General features: G+C 58.4%; 16 protein-coding genes and 1 pseudogene. 8 read left to right on the forward strand and 9 right to left on the reverse strand.

All coding sequences use genetic code 11. The features are described 5' to 3' along the window. Positions 1 to 15: 15 nt before the first annotated feature. Positions 16 to 1,941: a phytase gene (locus tag C1949_RS11005; protein WP_170063059.1), complete on the reverse strand. Its 1,926-nt coding sequence runs from the start codon at positions 1,939 to 1,941 to the stop codon at positions 16 to 18. A 58-nt stretch (positions 1,942 to 1,999) separates the two neighbouring features. Then, positions 2,000 to 4,510: pseudogene (locus tag C1949_RS11010) on the reverse strand (TonB-dependent receptor). A gap of 315 nt (positions 4,511 to 4,825) precedes the next feature. On the opposite strand from C1949_RS11010, the gene C1949_RS11015 reads away from it, so the two are divergent. After that, positions 4,826 to 5,743 carry a GGDEF domain-containing protein gene (locus C1949_RS11015; protein ID WP_104738564.1) on the forward strand — a complete coding sequence of 306 codons (918 nt, stop codon included), beginning with the start codon at positions 4,826 to 4,828 and terminating at the stop codon, positions 5,741 to 5,743. A 4-nt stretch (positions 5,744 to 5,747) separates the two neighbouring features. Next, positions 5,748 to 6,788, forward strand: coding sequence for an AraC family transcriptional regulator ligand-binding domain-containing protein (locus C1949_RS11020; protein ID WP_104738531.1), 1,041 nt, complete (start codon positions 5,748 to 5,750; stop codon positions 6,786 to 6,788). Positions 6,789 to 6,811: 23 nt separating this feature from the next. On the opposite strand, the gene ppsR is transcribed toward C1949_RS11020, so the two are convergent. Beyond that, complete coding sequence (ppsR, locus tag C1949_RS11025) at positions 6,812 to 7,630, reverse strand: posphoenolpyruvate synthetase regulatory kinase/phosphorylase PpsR (protein ID WP_104738532.1); 819 nt, start codon at positions 7,628 to 7,630, stop codon at positions 6,812 to 6,814. 157 nt (positions 7,631 to 7,787) lie between these two features. On the opposite strand from ppsR, the gene ppsA reads away from it, so the two are divergent. From ppsA to C1949_RS11055, 6 genes are all read left to right on the forward strand, one after another. Beyond that, positions 7,788 to 10,157: a phosphoenolpyruvate synthase gene (gene ppsA / locus C1949_RS11030; RefSeq protein WP_104738533.1), complete on the forward strand. Its 2,370-nt coding sequence runs from the start codon at positions 7,788 to 7,790 to the stop codon at positions 10,155 to 10,157. Positions 10,158 to 10,189: 32 nt separating this feature from the next. Then, on the forward strand, positions 10,190 to 10,678 hold the full coding sequence (rraA, locus tag C1949_RS11035) for a ribonuclease E activity regulator RraA (protein WP_104738534.1): 489 nt from the start codon (positions 10,190 to 10,192) through the stop codon (positions 10,676 to 10,678). Positions 10,679 to 10,788: 110 nt separating this feature from the next. Next, positions 10,789 to 11,043 carry a hypothetical protein gene (locus C1949_RS11040; RefSeq protein ID WP_104738535.1) on the forward strand — a complete coding sequence of 85 codons (255 nt, stop codon included), beginning with the start codon at positions 10,789 to 10,791 and terminating at the stop codon, positions 11,041 to 11,043. A gap of 16 nt (positions 11,044 to 11,059) precedes the next feature. Next, positions 11,060 to 11,881, forward strand: a complete 822-nt coding sequence (locus C1949_RS11045) for a mechanosensitive ion channel family protein (protein WP_104738536.1) — start codon at positions 11,060 to 11,062, stop codon at positions 11,879 to 11,881. A gap of 35 nt (positions 11,882 to 11,916) precedes the next feature. Then, positions 11,917 to 12,501 (forward strand): RNA polymerase sigma factor SigX, encoded by a 585-nt coding sequence (gene sigX / locus C1949_RS11050; RefSeq protein WP_104738537.1) that lies wholly within the window; start codon positions 11,917 to 11,919, stop codon positions 12,499 to 12,501. A gap of 90 nt (positions 12,502 to 12,591) precedes the next feature. Next, the gene (locus C1949_RS11055; protein ID WP_104738538.1) at positions 12,592 to 13,548 is read left to right on the forward strand and encodes an OmpA family protein; all 957 of its coding nucleotides are present in this window, start codon (positions 12,592 to 12,594) and stop codon (positions 13,546 to 13,548) included. Positions 13,549 to 13,607: 59 nt separating this feature from the next. Here the strand turns inward: C1949_RS11055 and C1949_RS11060 are convergent, their stop codons facing one another. The 6 genes from C1949_RS11060 to purB all read right to left on the reverse strand — a co-directional run bounded on the left by C1949_RS11060 (position 13,608) and on the right by purB (position 20,671). Continuing rightward, entirely contained in the window at positions 13,608 to 14,069 is a 462-nt protein-coding gene (locus C1949_RS11060) for an acyl-CoA thioesterase (RefSeq protein ID WP_104738539.1), read from the reverse strand. Positions 14,070 to 14,221: 152 nt separating this feature from the next. After that, positions 14,222 to 15,820, reverse strand: a complete 1,599-nt coding sequence (locus C1949_RS11065; protein WP_104738540.1) for an isocitrate lyase — start codon at positions 15,818 to 15,820, stop codon at positions 14,222 to 14,224. 419 nt (positions 15,821 to 16,239) lie between these two features. Then, positions 16,240 to 17,061, reverse strand: coding sequence for a secretin N-terminal domain-containing protein (locus C1949_RS11070; RefSeq protein WP_104738541.1), 822 nt, complete (start codon positions 17,059 to 17,061; stop codon positions 16,240 to 16,242). Then, positions 17,058 to 18,056, reverse strand: a complete 999-nt coding sequence (locus C1949_RS11075; RefSeq protein WP_104738542.1) for a GNAT family N-acetyltransferase — start codon at positions 18,054 to 18,056, stop codon at positions 17,058 to 17,060. The genes C1949_RS11070 and C1949_RS11075 overlap by 4 nt, the downstream gene beginning before the upstream one ends. Beyond that, a complete protein-coding gene (locus tag C1949_RS11080) occupies positions 18,049 to 19,221 on the reverse strand; it encodes a ribosomal protein uL16 3-hydroxylase (RefSeq protein WP_229744424.1) in 1,173 nt (390 codons plus the stop codon). The genes C1949_RS11075 and C1949_RS11080 overlap by 8 nt, the downstream gene beginning before the upstream one ends. Before the next feature lie 79 nt (positions 19,222 to 19,300). Continuing rightward, positions 19,301 to 20,671, reverse strand: a complete 1,371-nt coding sequence (gene purB, locus C1949_RS11085; protein WP_104738544.1) for an adenylosuccinate lyase — start codon at positions 20,669 to 20,671, stop codon at positions 19,301 to 19,303. Between the last annotated feature and the right edge of the window lie 27 nt (positions 20,672 to 20,698).

Here is a 20,698-nt window from a genome sequence, read left to right on the forward strand (position 1 = left end):
GATGAAAGAAAAGGTTCAGGGCAGTTGCAGCAGGTCGGCGATGGGCTGCCAGGGCACCAGCTTGAAGTTCTGATTGCCCTCGGGCAGGCGCTTGCGACCGTCCTGGACCACCAGCAGCCCGCCGGGCCAGGCGGCGCCGAAGTCGGCCGAGCTGACTTCCAGGCCGTCGGTTTCCGAGACGCCGTCAATGCCGGAGAGTGCATTCAGGCCAATGCGGAAGGCGCCGTGCGCGCGGTAGGGCGGCAAGGCGTCCAGCACTACGTAGCTGTCGTTGCCTTGGCTGGAGACGATCAGGTACGGCTTCTGTGAGTGCTGGTAGATCGCCATGCCTTCGACGTCGTCGTGCAGCAGATCGCCGACGCTGATCACCGAGGTCAACTCTGTGGGCTGACCTTCAGCGGCAGACAGCGTCCAGATACCGACGGCTTCCTCACCGATGAACAACTGCTGGCGGGCGTCGTCGGCAACACAGCCTTCGGGCTGGGTGTCGGTGCGGAACTGGCGAACTGCGCTGGCGCTGACCTTACCGTCGCTGCCATCCAGGCGGTACTGAATGAAACGGCCGTCCTTGTCGTTGGGAATGGCGTAGACCGTGCCGTCCGGGCTTTGGCTCATGCACAGGCCGTAGATGTCAGTGAGGTCAGTGGCGATATCGCCCAGCCCGCTGACCTGACCGCTGGCCGGGTCAATGGCGAACAGTTCCAGACTGTGGCGGTCGCGATTGCTGGCCACGGCCAGATCAATCTGCCGGTCGCCAAGGGTGAAACCTTTGCGGATATCGACATTATTGATGCGTCCGACCGGCAGATATTGCAGCTCACGCCCCTGCAGATCGTAGACGCCAAGCCCGCCGCGTTTGTCCGTGCCGAGTACGCGTGCCAGTTCGGGGATGCTTGGGTGGGGCCAAATGGCTGGATCATCTGCCGCGTCGCCACCGTGTGGTACTGGCGCTGTTTGTGCGGTGGCAAAAACCTCGGGCAATGTTGGCGCGTTGAGCAGGCTGCTGCCAGCATCCAGCTCGGTCAGCAGCTGTTGACCGCTGTCGTCGATGATCAGCACCTGCAGGGCATCACCCTGAGCGCGCACGGACAGCTGCTCGGGCTTGCGTCCCTCGTTCAACGGCCAGCTCTGGTGTTGCCATTGTTCGTCCTGCCAACGGTAACGATGCAGGCTGTTGCTGCCGGTATCCAGCGCAAGCAGGCCGTCAGCAGTGCTGGCAAGCCCCTCTGGGCCTTCGGGCAACGAGCCCCAGGGCTGATTCAGGTCGACGATGCTTCGGTTGCTGTCGGTTTCCGGGCGCGGGTCGTAGCGCCAGATGCCGATCTCCTCCTCGCTGACGAACAGCGCGTTCAGCTCAGCGTTAACCGTGCAGGACTTGGCGCCGACCGGTAGGTGCAGGGTGCGTACCAGGCGGGATTGGGTGCCTTGTTCACCGACCAGCCATTGCTGGCCGAGGCCCTCCTCGCCAATCAAAAACAGATAATCGTGGTGGCTTTGATCCTGATAGAAACACAGGTCTTCCAGCGGGTAGCCGGTGCTCGGCAGGTATTCCGGCGCGATGGCAGCGTTATCCGCGTTCCAGCGCAGGATAACCGGTTGATCGCGCTGCAGGTCATGGCTGGCGGCGATCAGGCCGCTACGGCCTTGATGTACCGCCAGCGTGTCGTAGTAGCCGGGCAGGGCAGCGGAAACCGACTGCTCGCTGGCATCCAGGCGCTGGATACCGTGCTGGTTGATCACCAGGCTGCCGGCCTGCTCGCCGGGCAGCATGCGCTGGGCGCTGATGCCGCTGGCGTTGCGGATCTGAATGGTCAGCTCACTGCGGCTGACGTCGGTGGCAGCCGCGGGTTGCGCGGCGCCTTGGGTGGTGTCCTGTTCGTTGCAGGCGCTCAGCAGCAGGCTGCTGCCGAGCACTGCGATCAGGGAGATGACTGGACGCATGGTGTATCTCATTGATGTCGATAGGGGCGGCGGGGCTCTGGGCTCCCGCCGCATTCGCTCAGAAGTGGGTGAGGGTCAGGCCGACCTTGTAGGTCGGGCCGTACTCTTCGTACTGGGCGTTGTAGCGGCGTGAGCCGGTATAGACGTAGTAGCTCTCGTCGGTGATGTTCTGCGCGGCCATGAACACCTGCAGGTTGTCGGTCAGGAAGTAGCTGGCCGACAGATCGACGAACAACTGGTCGTCAACGCGGTAGTCGTAGCGCTTGTCCAGCACGTCGCCAACCTCGTCGAGGTAGTCCGACTTGTAGTTGGCGGAGATGCGCAGGCTCAGTTTGTCGTTTTCCCAGCCGAGTGTGAGGTTGCCGGTCAGATCGGACTGGCCCGGCAGATCGATGCTGCGCGACTGCATGCGGCCGGTATCTGCGTTGTACTGCTCGATATCGGCGTCCGAACGGCTGAGGGTGGTATTGGCGTTGACCAGCAGGCCGTTCCAGGGCGAGGGCAGCCAGCTGAACTTCTGCGCATAGGCCAGTTCCAGACCGTATACGGTGGCGCTGTCGCCGTTGACCGAGGTAATGGCTTCGTCGAATGCCGCGTATTGGCCGGTGCCGGCAACGTCAGCGGTGTAGACGAAATTTTCGATGTCCTTTTAGAACAGGAAGGCAGACACCGCACCGGCGCGGCCCATGTAGTGTTCGATGCCGAAATCGAGGTTGCTGGACTCCAGTGGCTTCAGGTCGGGGTTACCGAACTCGGCGTCGTCGCCATCGACCACAAAGCCCGGGAACAGCTGGCCGAAGGTCGGGCGAACCACGCTGTTGGTCCAGCTGGCGCGCAGCTGACTGTTCGCGCCGAGTTGATAGATGGCGTGCAGGCCCGGCAGCCAGTGGTGATAGTCGTTGCGGGAGTTGACCGCTTCGAAGTTGCCGTCATTGAGGCCGGTGCCTTCCGACTTCAGGCGCGTACCTTCGTAGCGCAGGCCGGCGATGATGCGCAGATCGTCGATGTCGACGGTGTTCATCAGGTAGGCGGCGTTGATGTTTTCCTGAATGCTGAAGTCGTTGATACGTGACTGTTCTTCATCGTAGAAATCGGCCGGGTTGAGGCCACTGATCAGCCGCTCAAGCGCACTGGCAGAGATGCGCGGACCCAGGTTGGTGCGGCCGTTGGTAAACTGGCCGAGGCTCAGCTCAGCGTCGGTAAAGCCGTAATCGCCGAAGTCTTCATAGGCCCAAACCTCGAGATCGTTGTCTTTGGTGCGGGTACTGAACTTAGCGCCAAACTGCAGCTGCGACGGCAGGTCTGCCATGAACCAGTCGCGGGTCAGATCCACGCGAATGTTCTGTTCGGTGTCGGTGGTCAGCTGCTTTTCGCGCTCGACTTCGGTCAGGGTGAAATTGCTGGGGTCGTAGAATGCGCTGTCGATGATCAGATTGGGCTGCTTGCTGTCGTTGTAACCGGCCGCGGTGAAGTCATCGTTACCTTCGAACTTGGCACCCGGTGTGTGCAGCGGGCTGTCTTCTTCGGCCTCGCTGTAGCCATACTGCGCCGCGACTTTCCAGTCGCCGAGCTGACGCTCGCCGCCAATCACCAGGCTTTTGATCTCCTGGGTTTCTTCGCGATCCTTGATTTCGCGCGTACCTTCGGCATCGCCACCCTCGCCGGGTAGTTGGGCGTCGGCAAACTCGATCACGTTGGCCTGGCGTGTTTCTGTGTCCTTGAAGCGGCTGTACAGGGTGCGCAGGTACAACTCCGTGTCTTCGTCTGGTCGATAGTCAACGTTGAAGCCCAGGCCCGCGCGTTCGCGGCTGATGTCGTACCGACGCTCCTCCAGTTCCTCCAGACGTGCACCAGCCGGGTCGTTAAAGTCCCAGGCACCACCGGTTTCGACGTTGTCGGAACCAAAGCTGCGATCTTCCCAGCTTACGGCGGTAGCGATGGCGAGGTTGTCGATACCGTCACCGACGCTGAAGCGGTTGCTGAACGCGCCGGATACCTTGGGGCTGGTGTCGCCGGTGTTCTCGTCGTAGCTGGCTTCGGTCGACAGACTGTAGAACATGGCGTCGTGATCGAAACCGGACAGGCTTTCGACCTCGATGGTGCCGCCGAGGGAGTTGGCGTCCATATCCGGGGTCAGGGTCTTGACCACCGAAAGTGACTGAATCAGCTCGCTCGGCAAAACGTCCATCGCCACGGCGCGGCGATCGCTTTCCGGTGCAGGTACCAGCGTGCCGTTGATGGTTACGCTGTTGAGGTCGGCTCCCAGACCCCGAACGCGGACGAAGCGGCCTTCGCCCTGATCGCGCTCAACAGAGATGCCCGGAACGCGCTGCAGTGCCTCGGCGGTGTTCTCATCGGGGAGCTGACCGATGGCGTCGGCGTGTACCACGCTCTCGGTGTTGTTGGACATGCGTTGCTCCTGCAGCGCCTGCTCCATCTGTGCAGCCTGACCGATGATGGTCATGACTTCGGTGGTGGCCTGCGCCCAACTGGCAGAGCTGCCTGCGATGGCAAGCGCCAGCGTGCTGATACGAAAGCTTGTATGCAGGCGTGAAGTGCGGACAGACATGGGGTTCCTCTCCTGGCGAATGGGTTTCGTGTCCCGTTGGGAAGTGGAACTTAGGGAGGCGATGTGGCGTTTCTGTGACAGTCTTCGACGTCTGGTCGCGAAATGAGTCGAAACCGCTGCCTGTGCGCTGGGTTTTGAGCTGAATTGACCTCACAAGCCGCTCTGTAAGGCCCATTGCCCGGCGTCTGCAGGTTTAGTTCGGTGCTTTTGGATCGGTGCGGTGCAGGTACAGTGAGCCAATTTGACCCGTGCACTGACACGGAACCGTCATCTTGCTTTGGTCTGCTGGCGCCATTGAATGCCCGCGAGGTTGAAATGAACTCGATGTTTTTCCTGCACCGGATCAAATGGCTAGGCTTGCTGCTGCTCGCCAATGCAGGGTTGATGCTGTATCTCAGCCTGGGTGAGCTGAAGCCGGTCAGTATCTGGGCCTGGACTGATATCACCGGCGAAGGCAGCTCGGCGCTGCTTGTGCTGGCGTGGACTGCGCTGATGTTGAAAGGGCGGCCAGCAGGTCGGGTGACCAATCTGCTGTTCGTCGGTCTAGCCTGCCTGTTTCTATCACTGTGGATGGACACATTGGACGAGTTTGTCGCCCTGCCAGAGGCGGTTATGTGGGACCACTGGCTGGAATCTGCGCCGATGCCGGTCGGGTTTGTGCTGTTGACGGTCGGGATATACCACTGGCATCGAGAACAGCTGGCGATCAACGCGCAGATGGTCAACCGCGAGCGCCACTTCAGGGAACATCGGCAGTTCGACAAGCTGACACCGCTGGCGGATGCCGGGTACCTGCGCAGTCAGCTGGCGCTGGCACTGCCGCAAGCTGAGTCATCGCAGCAGCCGCTGTCGCTGTTGACGATAGATCTGGATGACTTTCATCAGGTCAATGAGCGCTATGGCCATCAGGAGGGGGATCGGGTGCTGCAACTGGTCTGTCAGCTGCTACTCATGAGTCTGCGTCGTCATGATCTGCTCTGTCGTCTGGCTGGCGACCGCTTTGCCCTGCTGCTGCCCAATACGCTGGAGGAGCAGGCGCAGACCATCGCCCGTGAGATCAGTGCGTCGATCGCACATCTGGCGTGCAGAAGCGCGCAGCAGGGGGAGCGGATCCTGCTGCGGGCAACCGTGGTGGCGGTGATGGCGCGTCAGGACGATGTGGATTCGTTGCTGCAGCGCAGTAATCTGGCGATGGCGCACGCCAAACAGGCGCTGCAGTTAAAGCGAGCCTGATCGCATGACCTCGAACGCGACCCCGCGCTGGTATGACGCCGATGCCAAGGTGATCTGGGCAGGGCATCAGCCCGCCTGTCTGGTCGATCTGGCGTTAAGTCGGGGTATCGACAGTCATCGGTTGATGCGTGGTAGCGGGCTGTTTTATGACGACTTGCTGGCGCCAGACGCCATGATCAGTGCCAGTCAGTATCTACGTTTGATCGACAATGCGCGGCAACTGCTGGATGCGAACGACAGCAGCTTTCTGCTAGGGCAGCGTTTGCTGCCGGGGCACTTTGGTGCCTGCAGCAATGTGCTGCTGCACGCGGACACGCTGCTGCAGGCGTTGCACCAGTTGGTCAATTTCAGGGTGTTGTTGTGTCCGTTACTTGCCCCGCGATTGGTAGTGGATGAGCACCATGCCTATGTGTACTGGATAGATGCACTGGCGTTGGGGCGCAGTCGCCAGTTTCTGTTTGAGACAAGTATGACTGCGGTGACGGCCCTGACGCGCACGCTGGCAGGTGAGTCGCTGCCGTGGGAGTACCGCATGGCTTGGGCGGCTCCACGGCATGTCGAACAGTACTGGGTACACATGGGAGACCGGCTGCGCTTCGATGCGCCGATAACCTGCATGCGACTGCCACGCGAGGTATTGGTGCGGGCGCCGATGTCAGCTTCGCCGATGCTGGCGCGTATCGCCGAACGGCAGGCCGTGCTGGCGATCAATGCGTTGCCGGGTGAGGGTACGCTGTCTGAGGTGGTGTTTGACTGCCTTTACCACAATGCGCGCAAGCGCCAGGGGCTTGATCAGGTAGCGGACTACTTTGGTATGAGTGCGGCGACATTCAAGAGGCGGTTGCAGCGCGAGGGAACCGGGTATCAGGCCTTGCTGGATCGCGCTCACACGCAAATAGCGCTAGAGCTGTATCAGGGGCGGGGCTGCAGTCACGATCAGGTGGCGGAGAGTATGCAGATCAGCGACCGAACTAACTTCCGGCGGCTGCTCAAAAGGCTGACCGGTAAGTCGCCGGACAGCCTCAGGGTTTGGCTAGAAAGTTGATTTAATTCAGTGCTTTGCGCGCATTACTTGAGTCGACGTTCAATTCCCATCTGCATCAGGATCTTCGCTGAAATCTCTTCCACCGAGTAGTGCGTCGAGTTGAGATAGGGGATGTTTTCCTTGCGGAACAGATTTTCCACCTCGCGGACTTCAAACTCGCACTGCGGGTAGCTGGAATAGCGGCTATTGGGGCGGCGTTCGTTGCGGATGCTGGCCAGCCGGTCCGGGTCTATGGTCAGGCCGAACAGCTTGCTCTTGTTCTGCTTGAGCGCTTTGGGCAGCTGCAGGCTTTCCATATCATCTTCGGTCAACGGATAGTTGGCGGCGCGGATACCGTACTGCAGTGCCATGTACAGGCAGCTTGGTGTCTTGCCGCAGCGCGACACGCCAACCAGGATGATATCGGCTTGCGCGTAGTGGTGGGTGCGGGCGCCATCGTCGTTGTCCATGGCGTAATGCACCGCATCAATGCGGTCTTTGTAGTGGCTGTTATGCTGAATTGAGTGAGTCTTGCCGACCGAATAGGACGAGCCGTCGCCCAGCTCTTGCTCAAGTGGGGCAAGAAAGGTCGAGAAAATATCGATCATGTAGCCGTTGGATTTAGCCAGCTCTTGACGAATCTCGCTATTGACCACGGTATCAAAAATGATCGGCCGGGCCGCATCTTGCTCGGCAGCGGCATTGATTTGTTGTACCATGTCACGCGCTTTTTCCACGGTATCGACGTAAGGGCGCAGCAGCTTGGAGAACTGGATGTTCTCGAACTGCGCCAGCAGGCTTTGACCAAGCGTCTCGGCGGTGATGCCGGTACCATCAGAAATGAAAAAAGCGGTGCGTTTCATTCACGAAGCCTTAAGATGTCGTGTCTCGGTTAAGGGCTGCCCGCAAAATTGCTGGTGCGGCCTTCAAAGATCGGCATTGTGGCGCATTTGTGGCGGGCAGGCCAGTATGCTCCCGCCGCCGCACAGACTTATTAAATAGATTGACGGAGAGATCACCTTGTTAGAGTACGTAGTGTCCTTCGAGCAGCTGGGTGTCGATGACGTCGAGCGCGTAGGCGGCAAGAACGCCTCCCTCGGCGAAATGATCAGCAATCTGGCCAACGCCGGCGTAACGGTTCCCGGTGGCTTTGCAACCACTGCAGACGCCTATCGGGAATTTCTCGAGCAGAGTGGTCTGAATGACCGCATTCACGCCGCCCTGGACAAGCTCGACGTCGACGACGTCAATGCGCTGGCCGAAACCGGTGCCCAGATCCGTCAGTGGGTCATGGACGCTGAGTTCCCGGCGGCGCTGGATAAGGCGATCCGCGACGAGTTCGCCAAACTCTCCGACGGCAACCCCAATCTGGCCGTTGCCGTTCGTTCCTCCGCTACCGCAGAAGATCTGCCAGATGCTTCCTTCGCTGGTCAGCAGGAAACCTTCCTGAACATTCGTGGCGTTGACAACGTCATTCACGCTGCCAAGGAAGTGTTCGCATCGCTGTTCAATGATCGCGCCATTGCCTACCGCGTACACCAAGGTTTTGACCACAAGTTGGTTGCTTTGTCAGCTGGCGTGCAGCGAATGGTTCGCTCTGAAACCGGCACCGCTGGCGTCATGTTTACTCTGGACACCGAGTCCGGCTTCCGCGATGTCGTCTTCATCACCGGTGCTTATGGTCTGGGCGAAACCGTTGTGCAGGGTGCGGTCAACCCGGACGAATTCTACGTCCACAAGCCGACGCTGGCCGCTGGTCGTCCGTCGATCCTGCGCCGCAACCTGGGCAGCAAGGCGATCAAGATGGTCTATGGCGACGAAGCCAAGGCGGGTCGTTCTGTGAAGACCGTCGATGTCGATCTGGCCGAGCGCAGCCGCTTCTGCCTGTCCGAGGACGAAGTGGTCAACCTGGCCAAGCAGGCGGTGATTATCGAGCAGCACTATGGCCGCCCGATGGATATCGAATGGGCCAAAGACGGCGACGACGGCAAGCTGTACATCGTTCAGGCTCGCCCGGAAACCGTGAAGAGCCGGAGCAGCGCCAACGTCATGGAACGTTACCTGCTGAAAGAAAAGGGCACTGTACTGGTTGAAGGTCGTGCCATTGGTCAGCGCATCGGCGCCGGTCGCGTGCGCATCGTCAATGACGTCGCCGAGATGGACAAGGTTCAGCCGGGCGACGTGTTGGTTTCCGATATGACCGACCCGGATTGGGAGCCGGTCATGAAGCGTGCTAGCGCAATCGTCACCAACCGTGGCGGCCGTACCTGCCACGCGGCAATCATTGCTCGCGAGTTGGGCATTCCTGCTGTCGTTGGCTGCGGCAATGCCACCACCGAACTGAAAGATGGTCAGGAAGTCACTGTGTCCTGCGCCGAGGGTGATACTGGTCTGATCTACTCCGGTCAGCTGTCCTTCGATATTAAGACCAACAGCGTCGACGCCATGCCGCCGCTGCCGTTCAAGATCATGATGAACGTCGGCAACCCGGACCGCGCATTCGACTTCGCCAACCTGCCCAACGAGGGTGTGGGTCTGGCGCGTCTGGAATTCATCATCAACCGCATGATCGGCGTTCACCCGAAAGCACTGCTGAACTTCGACAGTCTGCCGGCTGATGTTAAGGACAGCGTGCAAAAACGCGTTGCCGGTTACGGCTCGCCGGTCGACTTCTACGTTGACAAGCTGGTTGAAGGCATTAGCACCCTGGCCGCTGCGTTTTGGCCGAAAAAGGTCATCGTCCGCATGTCGGACTTCAAGTCCAACGAATACGCCAACCTGATTGGCGGCAAACTGTACGAGCCGGAAGAAGAAAACCCGATGCTGGGCTTCCGCGGTGCTTCGCGTTACATCAGCGACTCCTTCCGCGACTGCTTCGAGCTGGAATGCCGTGCGATGAAGCGCGTGCGCGACGAAATGGGTTTGACCAACGTCGAGATCATGATTCCGTTTGTGCGCACCGTTGGCGAAGCCAAGCAGGTTGTCGAGCTGCTGGGTGAGAACGGGCTGAAGCGGGGCGAGAATGGTCTGCGTCTGATTATGATGTGTGAGCTGCCGGCCAACGCGCTGCTGGCCGAAGAGTTCCTGGAGCACTTCGATGGTTTCTCTATCGGCTCTAACGACCTGACTCAGCTGACCCTGGGGCTGGATCGTGACTCCGGCATCATTGCTCACCTGTTCGATGAGCGTAACGCTGCGGTCAAGAAGCTGCTGAGTAACGCCATTTCCGCCTGCCGTGCTGCGAACAAGTACATCGGTATCTGCGGTCAGGGGCCGTCGGATCACCCGGATCTGGCTCGCTGGCTGATGGAGCAGGGTATTGAGAGCGTGTCGCTGAACCCGGACTCAGTGATGGACACCTGGTTCTTCCTTGCAGAGAATGACAAGTAAGCACCAGTACTTTCAAGTTCAAGGAGAATGCCATGCAGCACTATGTAACACCGGATCTGTGTGATGCCTATCCCGATGTTGCCGTGGTCGAGCCGATGTTCAGTAACTTCGGCGGCCACGACTCTTTCGGCGGCCAGATTGTCACCGTGAAATGTCACGAGGACAACTCGATCGTCAAGGAGCAGGTCGATCAGGACGGCACCGGCAAGGTGATGGTGGTTGATGGTGGCGGTTCCATGCGCCGCGCTCTGTTGGGTGACATGCTCGCGGAGAAGGCGGCCAAGAACGGCTGGGAAGGTATCATCGTTTATGGCTGTGTTCGTGATGTCGACGTGTTGGCGCAAACACCGCTTGGAATCCAGGCGCTGGCTAGTCATCCGATGAAGACCGACAAGCGTGGTATTGGCGATCTCAACGTCGTGGTTACCTTCGCTGGTGTGACCTTCCGTCCGGGTGAGTTCGTCTACGCCGATAACAACGGCATTATCGTCTCGCCTGTGGCGTTGACCATGCCCGAGTAACGGCAGCCCCGGTGGCACCAAGCAAGGGGGAGGGTGGTGACACCTCCCCCTTGTTGCATCTGGATGCCGTATTTCAGCAGCGGCTTCATCCATTGCAGGAGACTAGAGTCATGTCAGACGACGATTCGCTTGAGAGGCAGCTACGTGCAATGCTGCGCGATGATAACGGAACCGATGCCAAGCGCACGGACGGTCAGCGACTGGATCGGGTTTTGCATCGAGCGCACATTCACGGCGCGGTGTTCGATCTGCTGGGGCTGGTGACCCGCTGGGGCTGGGTGCTGACCGAAGGTGGTTCCCGTGGTATGCGGAACCTCAAGCCCAGTCGTCGTTCAAACAACACTTCCAACCCTACTGATCGGTAGTCAAGAGAGCTCAGCCATGGAATTCGATGTCTGGAGTCAAAGCTTCGTAGCGGCCATGACCACTCTGTGGAGCAAGGTGGCCTCATTTATTCCCGACCTGATCGCTGCGCTGTTCATCGTGCTGCTTGGCTTGATTGTGGCCAAGGTGGTTGATGCGGTGCTAAGCAAGGGACTGGCAAAGGTTGGCTTGGATCGTTTGATGGGCGGTACGGGCGTCAATAAGATGCTGGCCCGCGTCGGTATCAACAGTTCAGTGTCTGATCTGACGGGTAAGGTTGCCTACTGGTTTATCCTGCTGACCTTCGTTGTATCGGCGTCCGAGTCTCTGGGGTTGGCGCGGGTATCGTCTACGCTGGACGCTATCACGCTGTACCTGCCAAAGGTCGTCGGTGCGGCTTTGATCCTGCTTGGTGGTCTGCTGCTGTCGCACCTGGTTAACGGTGTTGTGCGCGGCACGGCAGAAAGCATGGGGATGGAGTATGCGAGCGGTCTGGGGCGGTTCGTACAGGGACTGCTGGTCATTATTACTGTCTCGCTGGCGATCGGTCAGTTGCAGATCGAAACGGCGCTGCTCAATCTGGTCATTGCGATTGTGCTGGTGTGTTTTGGTGGTGCAGCCGCACTGGCACTAGGCCTTGGCAGTCGCCAGGTGGTTTCCCAGATCATTGCCGGCGTTTACGTCCGCGAACTCTATCAGCCCGGTGATCGCATCAAGGTGGCGGGAATTGAAGGGGTCGTCGAGGAGATTGGCACCGTCAAGACGCAGATCCTCAATGACGATGGTGAGCTGGTGTCGCTGGCCAATCGCTTGTTGATTGACGAGCAGGTGCGGCGCTGAGCGCCGCTGATAGCCAAACGGAAGACGTTACTACCTTGGTCAGTCTCAACCGTCCACGCCGCCATTACAATCCGGCAGACCTCGATGACGAGGAGCTGGTGCTCAGGGCAAAGAGTGAGCTTATTCACACTACGACTGCCTATGAGGAGTTGATGCGGCGGTATCAGCGAACTTTGTTCAATGTTTGTGTTCGTTATTTAGGTAACGAGCGGGATGCTGATGACGTTTGTCAGGAAGTAATGCTGAAAGTCTTGCATGGGCTGAAACAGTTTGAAGGCAAGGCCAAGTTTAAAACGTGGCTATATAGTATTACTTATAACGAATGTATAACTCAGTACCGCAAAGAGAAGCGCAAACGCCGTCTGCTCGACGCGCTCAGCCTTGATCCGCAGGAGGAGGCCGAGGAGCAGGAGCTGCAACCACAGGCCTCAAAAGGCCTGAATAGCTTACTGGTACACGTAAATCCGATTGATCGTGAGATTTTGGTGCTACGCTTTGTAGCGGAGCTCGAATTTCAGGAGATTGCAGACATCATGCATATGGGATTGAGTGCGACCAAAATGCGCTATAAGCGGGCTTTGGAGAAACTGCGTAATCAGATTGACAGTCCTTTTATATAAGACTTGTATAGTTATTAACAGGATTCAGTTATACTGTTGCGGAGTTTTGCACAAGCTTAACGTCTTAATGGATTTGATGGGGATTCAAAGATGAAATTGAAAAACACTGTGGGTCTCGTTGTTGGTGCTGCTATTGCCGCATCCAGCATGTCTGCGATGGCTGGCAAGGCCGGTTCGGTTGAGGTTGAAGCCTTTGCTGACCGTTACTTCACTGACAGCATGTACGGCCTGAATGATGGCACCCTGGTGGGTGGCAACATCGGTTACTTCGTCAGCGAAAACGTGCTGCTGAACATGGGCCTTGGTAAGTACAAGAACCTGGAAGTCGATGGCACCAACGAAGATGTTGACGGCAAGCTGGCTCAGGTCGAAGCGGTTTATCACTTCGGTACCGGCAATGTTCTCCCCTACATCTCTGCCGGTCTGGCTCACCAAGAGCTGAAGGCTGATAGCGACAACACTGATGACCGCACCACCATGGCCATGGCTGGTGTTGGTATCAAGAACTACCTGAACGAGAACTTCTTCGTGAAGGCGGGTGTTGATGCACTGTATGGTTTCGATCACGGCAATACCGAATGGCAAGCCGGTGTAGGTCTGGGTATCAACTTCGGTGGCAAGTCTGAGCCGGTCGCTGAGCCAGCGCCTGCGCCTGCACCGATGCCGGAGCCGACCCCCGCACCCGAAATGCAGTCGGTCCGTGTTGAGCTGGACGTGCTGTTCGATTTCGACAAGGACACCATTCGTCCGGAGTACCGTCAGGACATCCAGAGCCTGGCTGAGTTCATGAAGACCTACCCGTCGGTAACCACTACCGTTGAAGGTCATACTGACTCCGTCGGTAGCGATGCCTACAACCAAAACCTGTCTGAGCGTCGTGCCAACGCAGTTCGCGAAGCGCTGATCAGCGAAGGTGTTGACGGTTCTCGCGTTAGCTCGGTTGGTTACGGTGAAGCGCGTCCGATCGCTGACAACAGCACTGACGAAGGCCGTTCCATGAACCGCCGCGTTGAAGCTGAAGTTGAGGCTCAGGTTGAAGTGAAGTAATTCACTAACCAGAGCACAAAAAACCCGGCCAGTGGCCGGGTTTTTTATTGTCTGAATTATCAGTCGTCTGTGCTTTCTTGCTCGATTGAGTTGACGCCGGGAAAGCGCAGGCGGAAGTCTTCCGGCATCGGACGTACCTTGCCGGTGGCAAAGTGGAAAAAGACAAAGCCGGATTTGGCCAAGGCAACCAGTTCGCCATTGCTGGCCTTGCTGATACGGAAAATGATGTCGCCCCCGTATTTGTTCAGGTCCATCAGGCCGACTTCAAAAATCAGTGCGTCACGGGCGAAAGCCTCGCGAAGGTAGGTGGTTGCCAGGTCGGTAACGATGATGCCTACGCCTTTCTCGCTTACCTCTTCGATACCGAACTGATACAGAAAGCGCGCTCGCGCCTCGGAGATCATCGAGATCATCGAATCATTGGCCAGATGGTTGGCGCCGTTGATGTCGGTGATACGCACCGTGAGCTGCGTGGTGAAGTAAAACTGGTTCTCTGGGAACTCAAGTTGCAGGCGTGCCATAACTGATTAATGCCTTGTTGCGTGAAGCGTGGTGGTGGGGCAGAAGAGCTGCGCATTTTACCTGAGCAGCGTGATGCTTGATAGAAAAAAGGGGCTGCCATAGGCAGCCCCTTTTTCACACCTGAGCCCGAAGGCTCTGAACCAGTGGCTTATCAGCCGAACTGGTTCATGGTGTTGTCTTTACCGCCAGCTTTCAGAGCTGCTTCGCCAGCGAAGTACTCTTTATGGTTGTCACCGATGTCGGAGCCAGCCATGTTCTGGTGCTTGACGCAGGCGATACCCTGACGGATTTCCTGACGTTGAACACCTTTGACGTATGCCAGCATGCCTTCCTTGTCGAAGTAGCCTTTTGCCAGATTGTCGGTAGACAGTGCGGCAGTGTGGTACGTCGGCAGGGTGATCAGGTGGTGGAAGATACCCGCTTCGCGAGAGGCGTCAGCCTGGAAGGTACGGATCTTCTCGTCAGCCAGTTGAGCCAGCTCGGTTTCATCGTACTCAACGCTCATCAGCTTGGCGCGATCGTAAGCGGAAACGTCCTTGCCTTCTGCAGCCATGGCATCGAATACCTGCTGACGGAAGTTCAGAGTCCAGTTGAAGGACGGGCTGTTGTTGTAAACCAGCTTGGCGTTCGGGACGACTTCGCGGATGCGGTTAACCATCTCGGCGATCTGACCAACGTGCGGCTTCTCGGTTTCGATCCACAGCAGGTCGGCACCGTGTTGCAGGCTGGTGATACAGTCCAGAACAACGCGGTCAACACCGGTGTCCTTGCGGAACTGGAACAGACCGGAAGCCAGACGCTTGGGCTTCAGCAGTTTGCCGTTGGACTTGATTACAACGTCGCCGTTCTGGATGTCGTCGGCGCTGGAGATGTAGTCGCCATCCAGGAAGCTGTTGTACTGATCGCCCAGGTCGCCCGGCTCGTTGGTGACAGCGATCTGCTTGGTCAGGCCAGCACCCAGGGAATCGGTACGGGCAACGATCACGCCGTCGTCAACACCCAGCTCGAGGAACGCGTAACGAACAGCGTTGATCTTGGCGAGGAAGTCGGAGTGCGGAACGGTTACCTTGCCATCCTGGTGACCGCACTGCTTCTCGTCGGAAACCTGGTTTTCGATCTGGATGCAGCAAGCACCAGCTTCGATCATCTTCTTGGCCAGCAGGTAGGTCGCTTCAGCGTTACCGAAACCAGCGTCGATGTCGGCGATGATCGGCACAACGTGCGTTTCGAAGTTGTCGATCTGGGACTGGATTTCAGCCGCTTTGGCTTGGTCGCCAGCTTCGCGAGCGTCGTCCAGAGCGGTGAACAGCAGGTCCAGTTCACGGGCGTCAGCTTGACGCAGGAAGGTGTACAGCTCTTCGATCAGAGCGGCAACGGAAGTCTTCTCGTGCATGGATTGGTCAGGCAGCGGACCGAACTCGGAACGCAGAGCAGCAACCATCCAGCCGGACAGGTACAGGTAACGCTTGTTGGTGGTCTTCAGGTGCTTCTTGATGGAGATCAGCTTTTGCTGACCGATGAAGCCGTGCCAGCAACCCAGGGACTGGGTGTATACGGAAGAGTCGGCGTCGTAGTCAGCCATGTCTTTGCGCATGATGGCCGCGGTGTACTTGGCAACGTCCAGACCGGTCTTGAAGCGGTTCTGTGCGCGCATGCGAGCGACGGACTCAGGGTTGATAGCGCTCCAGCCACTACCTGCTTGTTCTTTCAGCTCGGCAGCTGCTTTGATGTCGTTTTGATAAGCTGACATGGTCAATCCTTCAAAGTTTGCGTTAGGTTCTGCACGATTTGTCGACCCAATGCTCCGCTGCTGCGGTTACGCTCAAAGGACAATATGAAAAGGAAGAGACTGGCTAGATGCCGAGAGGAGAGGAGGTGACAGTTGTGCGAGCGCTAAGCCATCGATAATGGCGTTTGCCTGCCGGCGTTAACTGTGCAGCTTAAATTGCTTCCCCGTCCCTCAGGACAACTTGGTTCCAGTCGCCACCTCGTCATTCTGCCTTGTGGGCTGTAAAGACACGCATCGAACCGTTGGTATGGGTGCGAAGCGGAGACCTTAAGGTCTCTGGCTAGCGGGAGCGAGGGCAATGATGGGACTTCGGTCCTGATAAGTCAATGCCGTTTGTAGTGATTTTTTTAGTGGCACTACAAGGTTCGGGTTGTGACGCGTCAGTCAAGTCGATCAACCTTGAGCCGCAAGCTGGTGCTGTCATTGCGTTGCGTGCTGATGCTGCGGCCAACGTCGCCGCTGTTGTCGCGCGACGTGTTGTTGATTCCGCCAATGGAGACCCATTCACCGAGTCTTGCGGTGACGACGGTATCGGCCTGCTGAACGTCAATGACATTGCGGTGTTCGCTGTTCAGGCGGTTGTTGTTGGCGCTGATGGTGATGGTGGCGAGGTCGCCGTTGAGACGCACGGTGGCGTAAAAACCCTCGGTTACGTCCTGGTACTGGGTTTGCTGGACCACCTGTCCGTAGATGTTGGTTGTGGTTGTTGTTATCGGGACGCTCTGGCCGCCTTGTATCAGCACCGGATAGCCCTCGTTGGTGGTTATCTGGCGCACGCCGTCGTTGGCACCAGTGGTGCGGCGGTTGATAATGCGGGCAGTGTTGCCGTCGTGGCGAGGCTGGCCAACAATGATGTCGACCGGCCCGGTATCAACCCGGCCATCAACCCGGTAACCCTGCTCAATGCCGCTGCTGCTTCCCGTATTGGCGACACTGATTAACAGGCGCGAAGGCTGCTTGTCCAATTGGGCGATCAGCTGTTTGATTTCGCTGAGTCGATGCGGCTCTGCGCGGATCAGTAGTTGGTTGCCGTACGCCGATACTCGTTCATTGGATTGCAGCATCGGCTGCAGCGCGGGAATCAGGTTTTCGGCCATGTTGTAGCCTAGTGGCACGATTTCCGTGGTTGGTGCCGCCTGGCTGGTTATCGTTACCAGCCACAGCATGCTGGCGAGCAGGGCTGCGAATGCGCGATCTTTCATAGCAGGAAGCTCCTAATAGCCGAGTCGGTCTGGCTAGTGCCCCAGAGATCGTTGAAGCTATCGCTCCAGCGTTTCACTTGATCTCGGCTTTCTACCCGAACAAAGCCCTCACGTGTGCGGGCGATTGGCAACATCAGAAAGCCCTGTTGATCAGTCATGGCCTGGCAGTAAGACTGCCTTGGCAGGTCCGGGTGCTGCTTGCGGATCTGGCAGAGGCTGGGGAAGCGGCGCATGACGCTCAGCAGTGTGTGGCCGCGGAGGAACTCGTTGCTGACGTCCTGCAGCAGTATTTGAATACGTGCCTTGGGGTTGCGTGCAATGAGTCGCTCGCATGCCTGGATGGTGGCCTGGCGATTGAACAGCCATTGCGCCTGCTCAGGCGAGTAAATGAGCAGTGTCTGGCGGCAGTCATCGATCAGTTGTATGAGTTGCTGCTGGGCGTTGTGCTCATCGATGGCGGTCATGCCTGGCTGGTTGTACTCAGTTGGAGGTGCCAGTGCTTCATCCGGGTTGTGGATGGTGAAGCGTCCGGGCGAGACAAACTCGATGTGGGGCAGGTGATCGGATTCCTGCGTGTCATCGCTCCAGCGCATGTCCTGATGTTCGATGCCGGCATCGAGATAGATGTCCGAGCAGACCTCAAAGCCCAGGCGCTGATAAAAGGGAACTGCGTGGGTTTGCGCGGACAGGAGCAGTGTGTGCATGCTGTTGTCGATGGCGTGCGCCATGATGGCTCGCATCAGGCGCTCGCCGAGGCCAAGGCCCCGGTGTTGCGGCAAAATGGCTATGCGGCCGATATGGCCGTCTTTTAGCAGCCTGCCGGTGCCGACCGGGTGGCCGGCGCGCAGCAGCAGAAAGTGCGTTGCCTCTTCATCCTGCGCGTCCCACTCCAGGTCTTCCGGCACCTGTTGTTCATCGATGAATACCTTTTGACGAATGTCACGCAGGGCCTTGCCTGTGTGCCAGTCAACGGTTGTCACGACGATATCACTCATCCTGCCTCTCCATCAGCAAAAAGCCTTTCTCCACCAACTGTTCAAGCAGCTCCTGCGCGTCGTCTTCTGCGGCCCAGCCAAGTAGTACTTCGGCTGGCAGTGAGCGCTGATTACAGATTAGCTGAACCAGCGGCAGCAGCGAACCGCCGACCACACAGTGTTCGCCGTTAGCGAACAGTCGCAGGCTACCGTCACTGGCCTGCCAGTAGGCCAGGCGGACTGCCGGGTTGGTGCACAGTCCGATGCCTTCATGCAGTGCTTCCATCAGTGGCTCTGGCTCGCCCGCGTAGGCCTGAGCCAACTCCGGGTATTTGGCTTCGGTCATATGGCGGCCGAACCAGGTTGCCAGTGCTTCTTTATCTGAGACCAGTTCCAGTACGCTTTGTTGCAAACGCTCGATCGCTGCCTGATCGATGGCAGCCGGGTCCTGAGGCAGGCTGGCACCGGCGTCGGTGTAACGCTCATCGTCACTGAGGTGGTGGGCGAGGTAGTCGGTGAAATGCACCAGTACCTCCTGATGGCTCGGCGCGCGAAAGCCGACCGAAATGGTCATGCAGTCGGTCTCAGCGATGCCGTCATGGGCAATGCCCGGCGGGATATAGAGCATGTCGCCCGGCTCCAGTACCCACTCATCCTGGCAGTCGAAGTCGGCAAGGATGCGCAGATCAGGGTGGTCGAGCAGCGGGCTGTCGACGGTACAGTGCTGGCCGACGCGCCAGCGACGCTTGCCGTGCCCCTGCAGCAGGAAGACATCGTAGTTATCATAGTGCGGGCCCACGCCACCGCCAGGTGCTGCGTAGCTGATCATGATGTCGTCAATGCGCCAGGTTGGCAGGAAGCGGAACTGTTCGAGCAGGTCGGCGACCTCCGGGATGAACTGATCCACGGCCTGCACCAGCAGAGTCCAGTCTCGTTCCGGCAGCTTGGAATAGGTGTCGTCAGGGAAGGGGCCGCGCTGCAGTTCCCACGGGTGAGCGCCATCTTTGAGGATCAGCCTAGACTCGACTTCTTCCTCCAGCGACAACCCTGCCAGTTCGTTCGGCTCAATGGGACTTTCAAAGTTGGGGAAGGCCTGGCGGATCAGCAGCGGTTTACGTTGCCAATACTCGGCGAGGAAGCGTTCTACCCCGATATCACCGAACAGCGAGTCAAATTCATTGGTCATCATTCTGGCTCCAGAATAGACAACGCCCGGTCAATCCGGGCGTTGGTAAAAGGTGGCGGGTCCGGTAGGACCGGCCGGGTCAGATACGTTTGGCTTGCGCCACGGCATTGCCGATGTAGCTGGCCGGGGTCATCGCCTTGAGCTCGGCCTTGGCTTGCTCCGGAATATCCAGGCCATCGACGAAGGCTAGCAGGGCATCTGGGGTGATGCCTTTGCCACGGGTCAGGTCCTTGAGCTTTTCATAGGCGTTTTCAACGCCGAAACGGCGCATCACGGTCTGAATCGGCTCGGCCAGTACTTCCCAGCAGTTGTTCAGGTCGTCAGCAAGGCGGGCCGCGTTCAGCTCCAGCTTGCCAATACCCTTGAGCGAGGATTCATAGGCGATAACGCTATGGGCAAAGCCGACGCCGAGGTTGCGCAGTACGGTCGAGTCGGTCAGGTCGCGCTGCCAGCGGGAGATCGGCAGTTTGCTAGCCAGATGCTGCATGATGGCGTTGGCGATGCCCAGGTTACCTTCGGAGTTTTCGAAGTCGATCGGGTTGACCTTGTGCGGCATGGTCGAGGAGCCGATTTCGCCGGCAACGGTCTTCTGCTTGAAGTAACCGAGGGAGATATAGCCCCAGATATCGCGGTCGAAGTCGATCAGGATGGTGTTGAAACGGGCGACCGCGTCGAACAGCTCGGCGATGTAATCGTGCGGCTCGATCTGGGTGGTATAGGGGTTGAACTGCAGGCCCAGCGTCTGCTCGATGAACTGCTTGGCGTTGGCTTCCCAGTCCAGTTCGGGGTAGGCCGACAGATGAGCGTTGTAGTTGCCGACGGCGCCATTGATCTTGCCCAGCAGCGGGATGCTCTCAATCTGAGCGATCTGGCGTTCCAGGCGGTAAACCACGTTGGCCAGCTCCTTGCCCAGTGTGGTCGGGGAGGCAGGCTGGCCGTGGGTGCGTGACAGCATCGGTACGGCGGCATGCTCAACGGCCAGGGCGCGAATGGCGGAGGCAATCTGGCGCATCAGCGGCAGCAGCACTTCATCGCGACCAGCACGCAGCATCAGTGCGTGGGACAGGTTGTTAATGTCTTCAGAAGTGCAGGCGAAGTGAATGAATTCGCTGACTTTTTCCAGCTCCGGAAGCTGCTTGGCCTGTTCCTTGAGTAGATACTCGACGGCTTTCACGTCGTGGTTGGTGGTGCGCTCGAACTCTTTGACGCGCTCGGCGTGGGCCATGTCGAAGTCTTCAGCCAGGTGATTCAGGATCGCATTGGCTTCGGCGGAGAAGGGCGCGACTTCGCTGATGCCCGGATGAGCGGCGAGGCACTGCAGCCAGCGCACTTCGACCTGTACACGGAAGCGAATCAGGCCATATTCGCTGAAAATAGAGCGCAGGCTGGCGGTCTTGCTGCCATAGCGGCCATCAACCGGGGATACGGCGGTCAGGGAAGAAAGTTGCATAGTTCTCTCGTCGAGCAGCTGGCGGAA

Origin of the sequence: Halopseudomonas oceani, assembly GCF_002903165.1 — a bacterium.
Lineage (GTDB): Bacteria > Pseudomonadota > Gammaproteobacteria > Pseudomonadales > Pseudomonadaceae > Halopseudomonas > Halopseudomonas oceani.

Coding starts and splice junctions, on each gene's coding strand:
- C1949_RS11005 (WP_170063059.1), bottom strand. CDS start 1,941: ATGCGTCCAGTCATCTCCCTGATCGCAGTGCTCGGCAGCAGCCTGCTG.
- C1949_RS11015 (WP_104738564.1), top strand. CDS start 4,826: ATGAACTCGATGTTTTTCCTGCACCGGATCAAATGGCTAGGCTTGCTG.
- C1949_RS11020 (WP_104738531.1), top strand. CDS start 5,748: ATGACCTCGAACGCGACCCCGCGCTGGTATGACGCCGATGCCAAGGTG.
- ppsR (WP_104738532.1), bottom strand. CDS start 7,630: ATGAAACGCACCGCTTTTTTCATTTCTGATGGTACCGGCATCACCGCC.
- rraA (WP_104738534.1), top strand. CDS start 10,190: ATGCAGCACTATGTAACACCGGATCTGTGTGATGCCTATCCCGATGTT.
- C1949_RS11040 (WP_104738535.1), top strand. CDS start 10,789: ATGTCAGACGACGATTCGCTTGAGAGGCAGCTACGTGCAATGCTGCGC.
- C1949_RS11045 (WP_104738536.1), top strand. CDS start 11,060: ATGGAATTCGATGTCTGGAGTCAAAGCTTCGTAGCGGCCATGACCACT.
- C1949_RS11055 (WP_104738538.1), top strand. CDS start 12,592: ATGAAATTGAAAAACACTGTGGGTCTCGTTGTTGGTGCTGCTATTGCC.
- C1949_RS11060 (WP_104738539.1), bottom strand. CDS start 14,069: ATGGCACGCCTGCAACTTGAGTTCCCAGAGAACCAGTTTTACTTCACC.
- C1949_RS11065 (WP_104738540.1), bottom strand. CDS start 15,820: ATGTCAGCTTATCAAAACGACATCAAAGCAGCTGCCGAGCTGAAAGAA.
- C1949_RS11070 (WP_104738541.1), bottom strand. CDS start 17,061: ATGAAAGATCGCGCATTCGCAGCCCTGCTCGCCAGCATGCTGTGGCTG.
- C1949_RS11075 (WP_104738542.1), bottom strand. CDS start 18,056: ATGAGTGATATCGTCGTGACAACCGTTGACTGGCACACAGGCAAGGCC.
- C1949_RS11080 (WP_229744424.1), bottom strand. CDS start 19,221: ATGACCAATGAATTTGACTCGCTGTTCGGTGATATCGGGGTAGAACGC.
- purB (WP_104738544.1), bottom strand. CDS start 20,671: ATGCAACTTTCTTCCCTGACCGCCGTATCCCCGGTTGATGGCCGCTAT.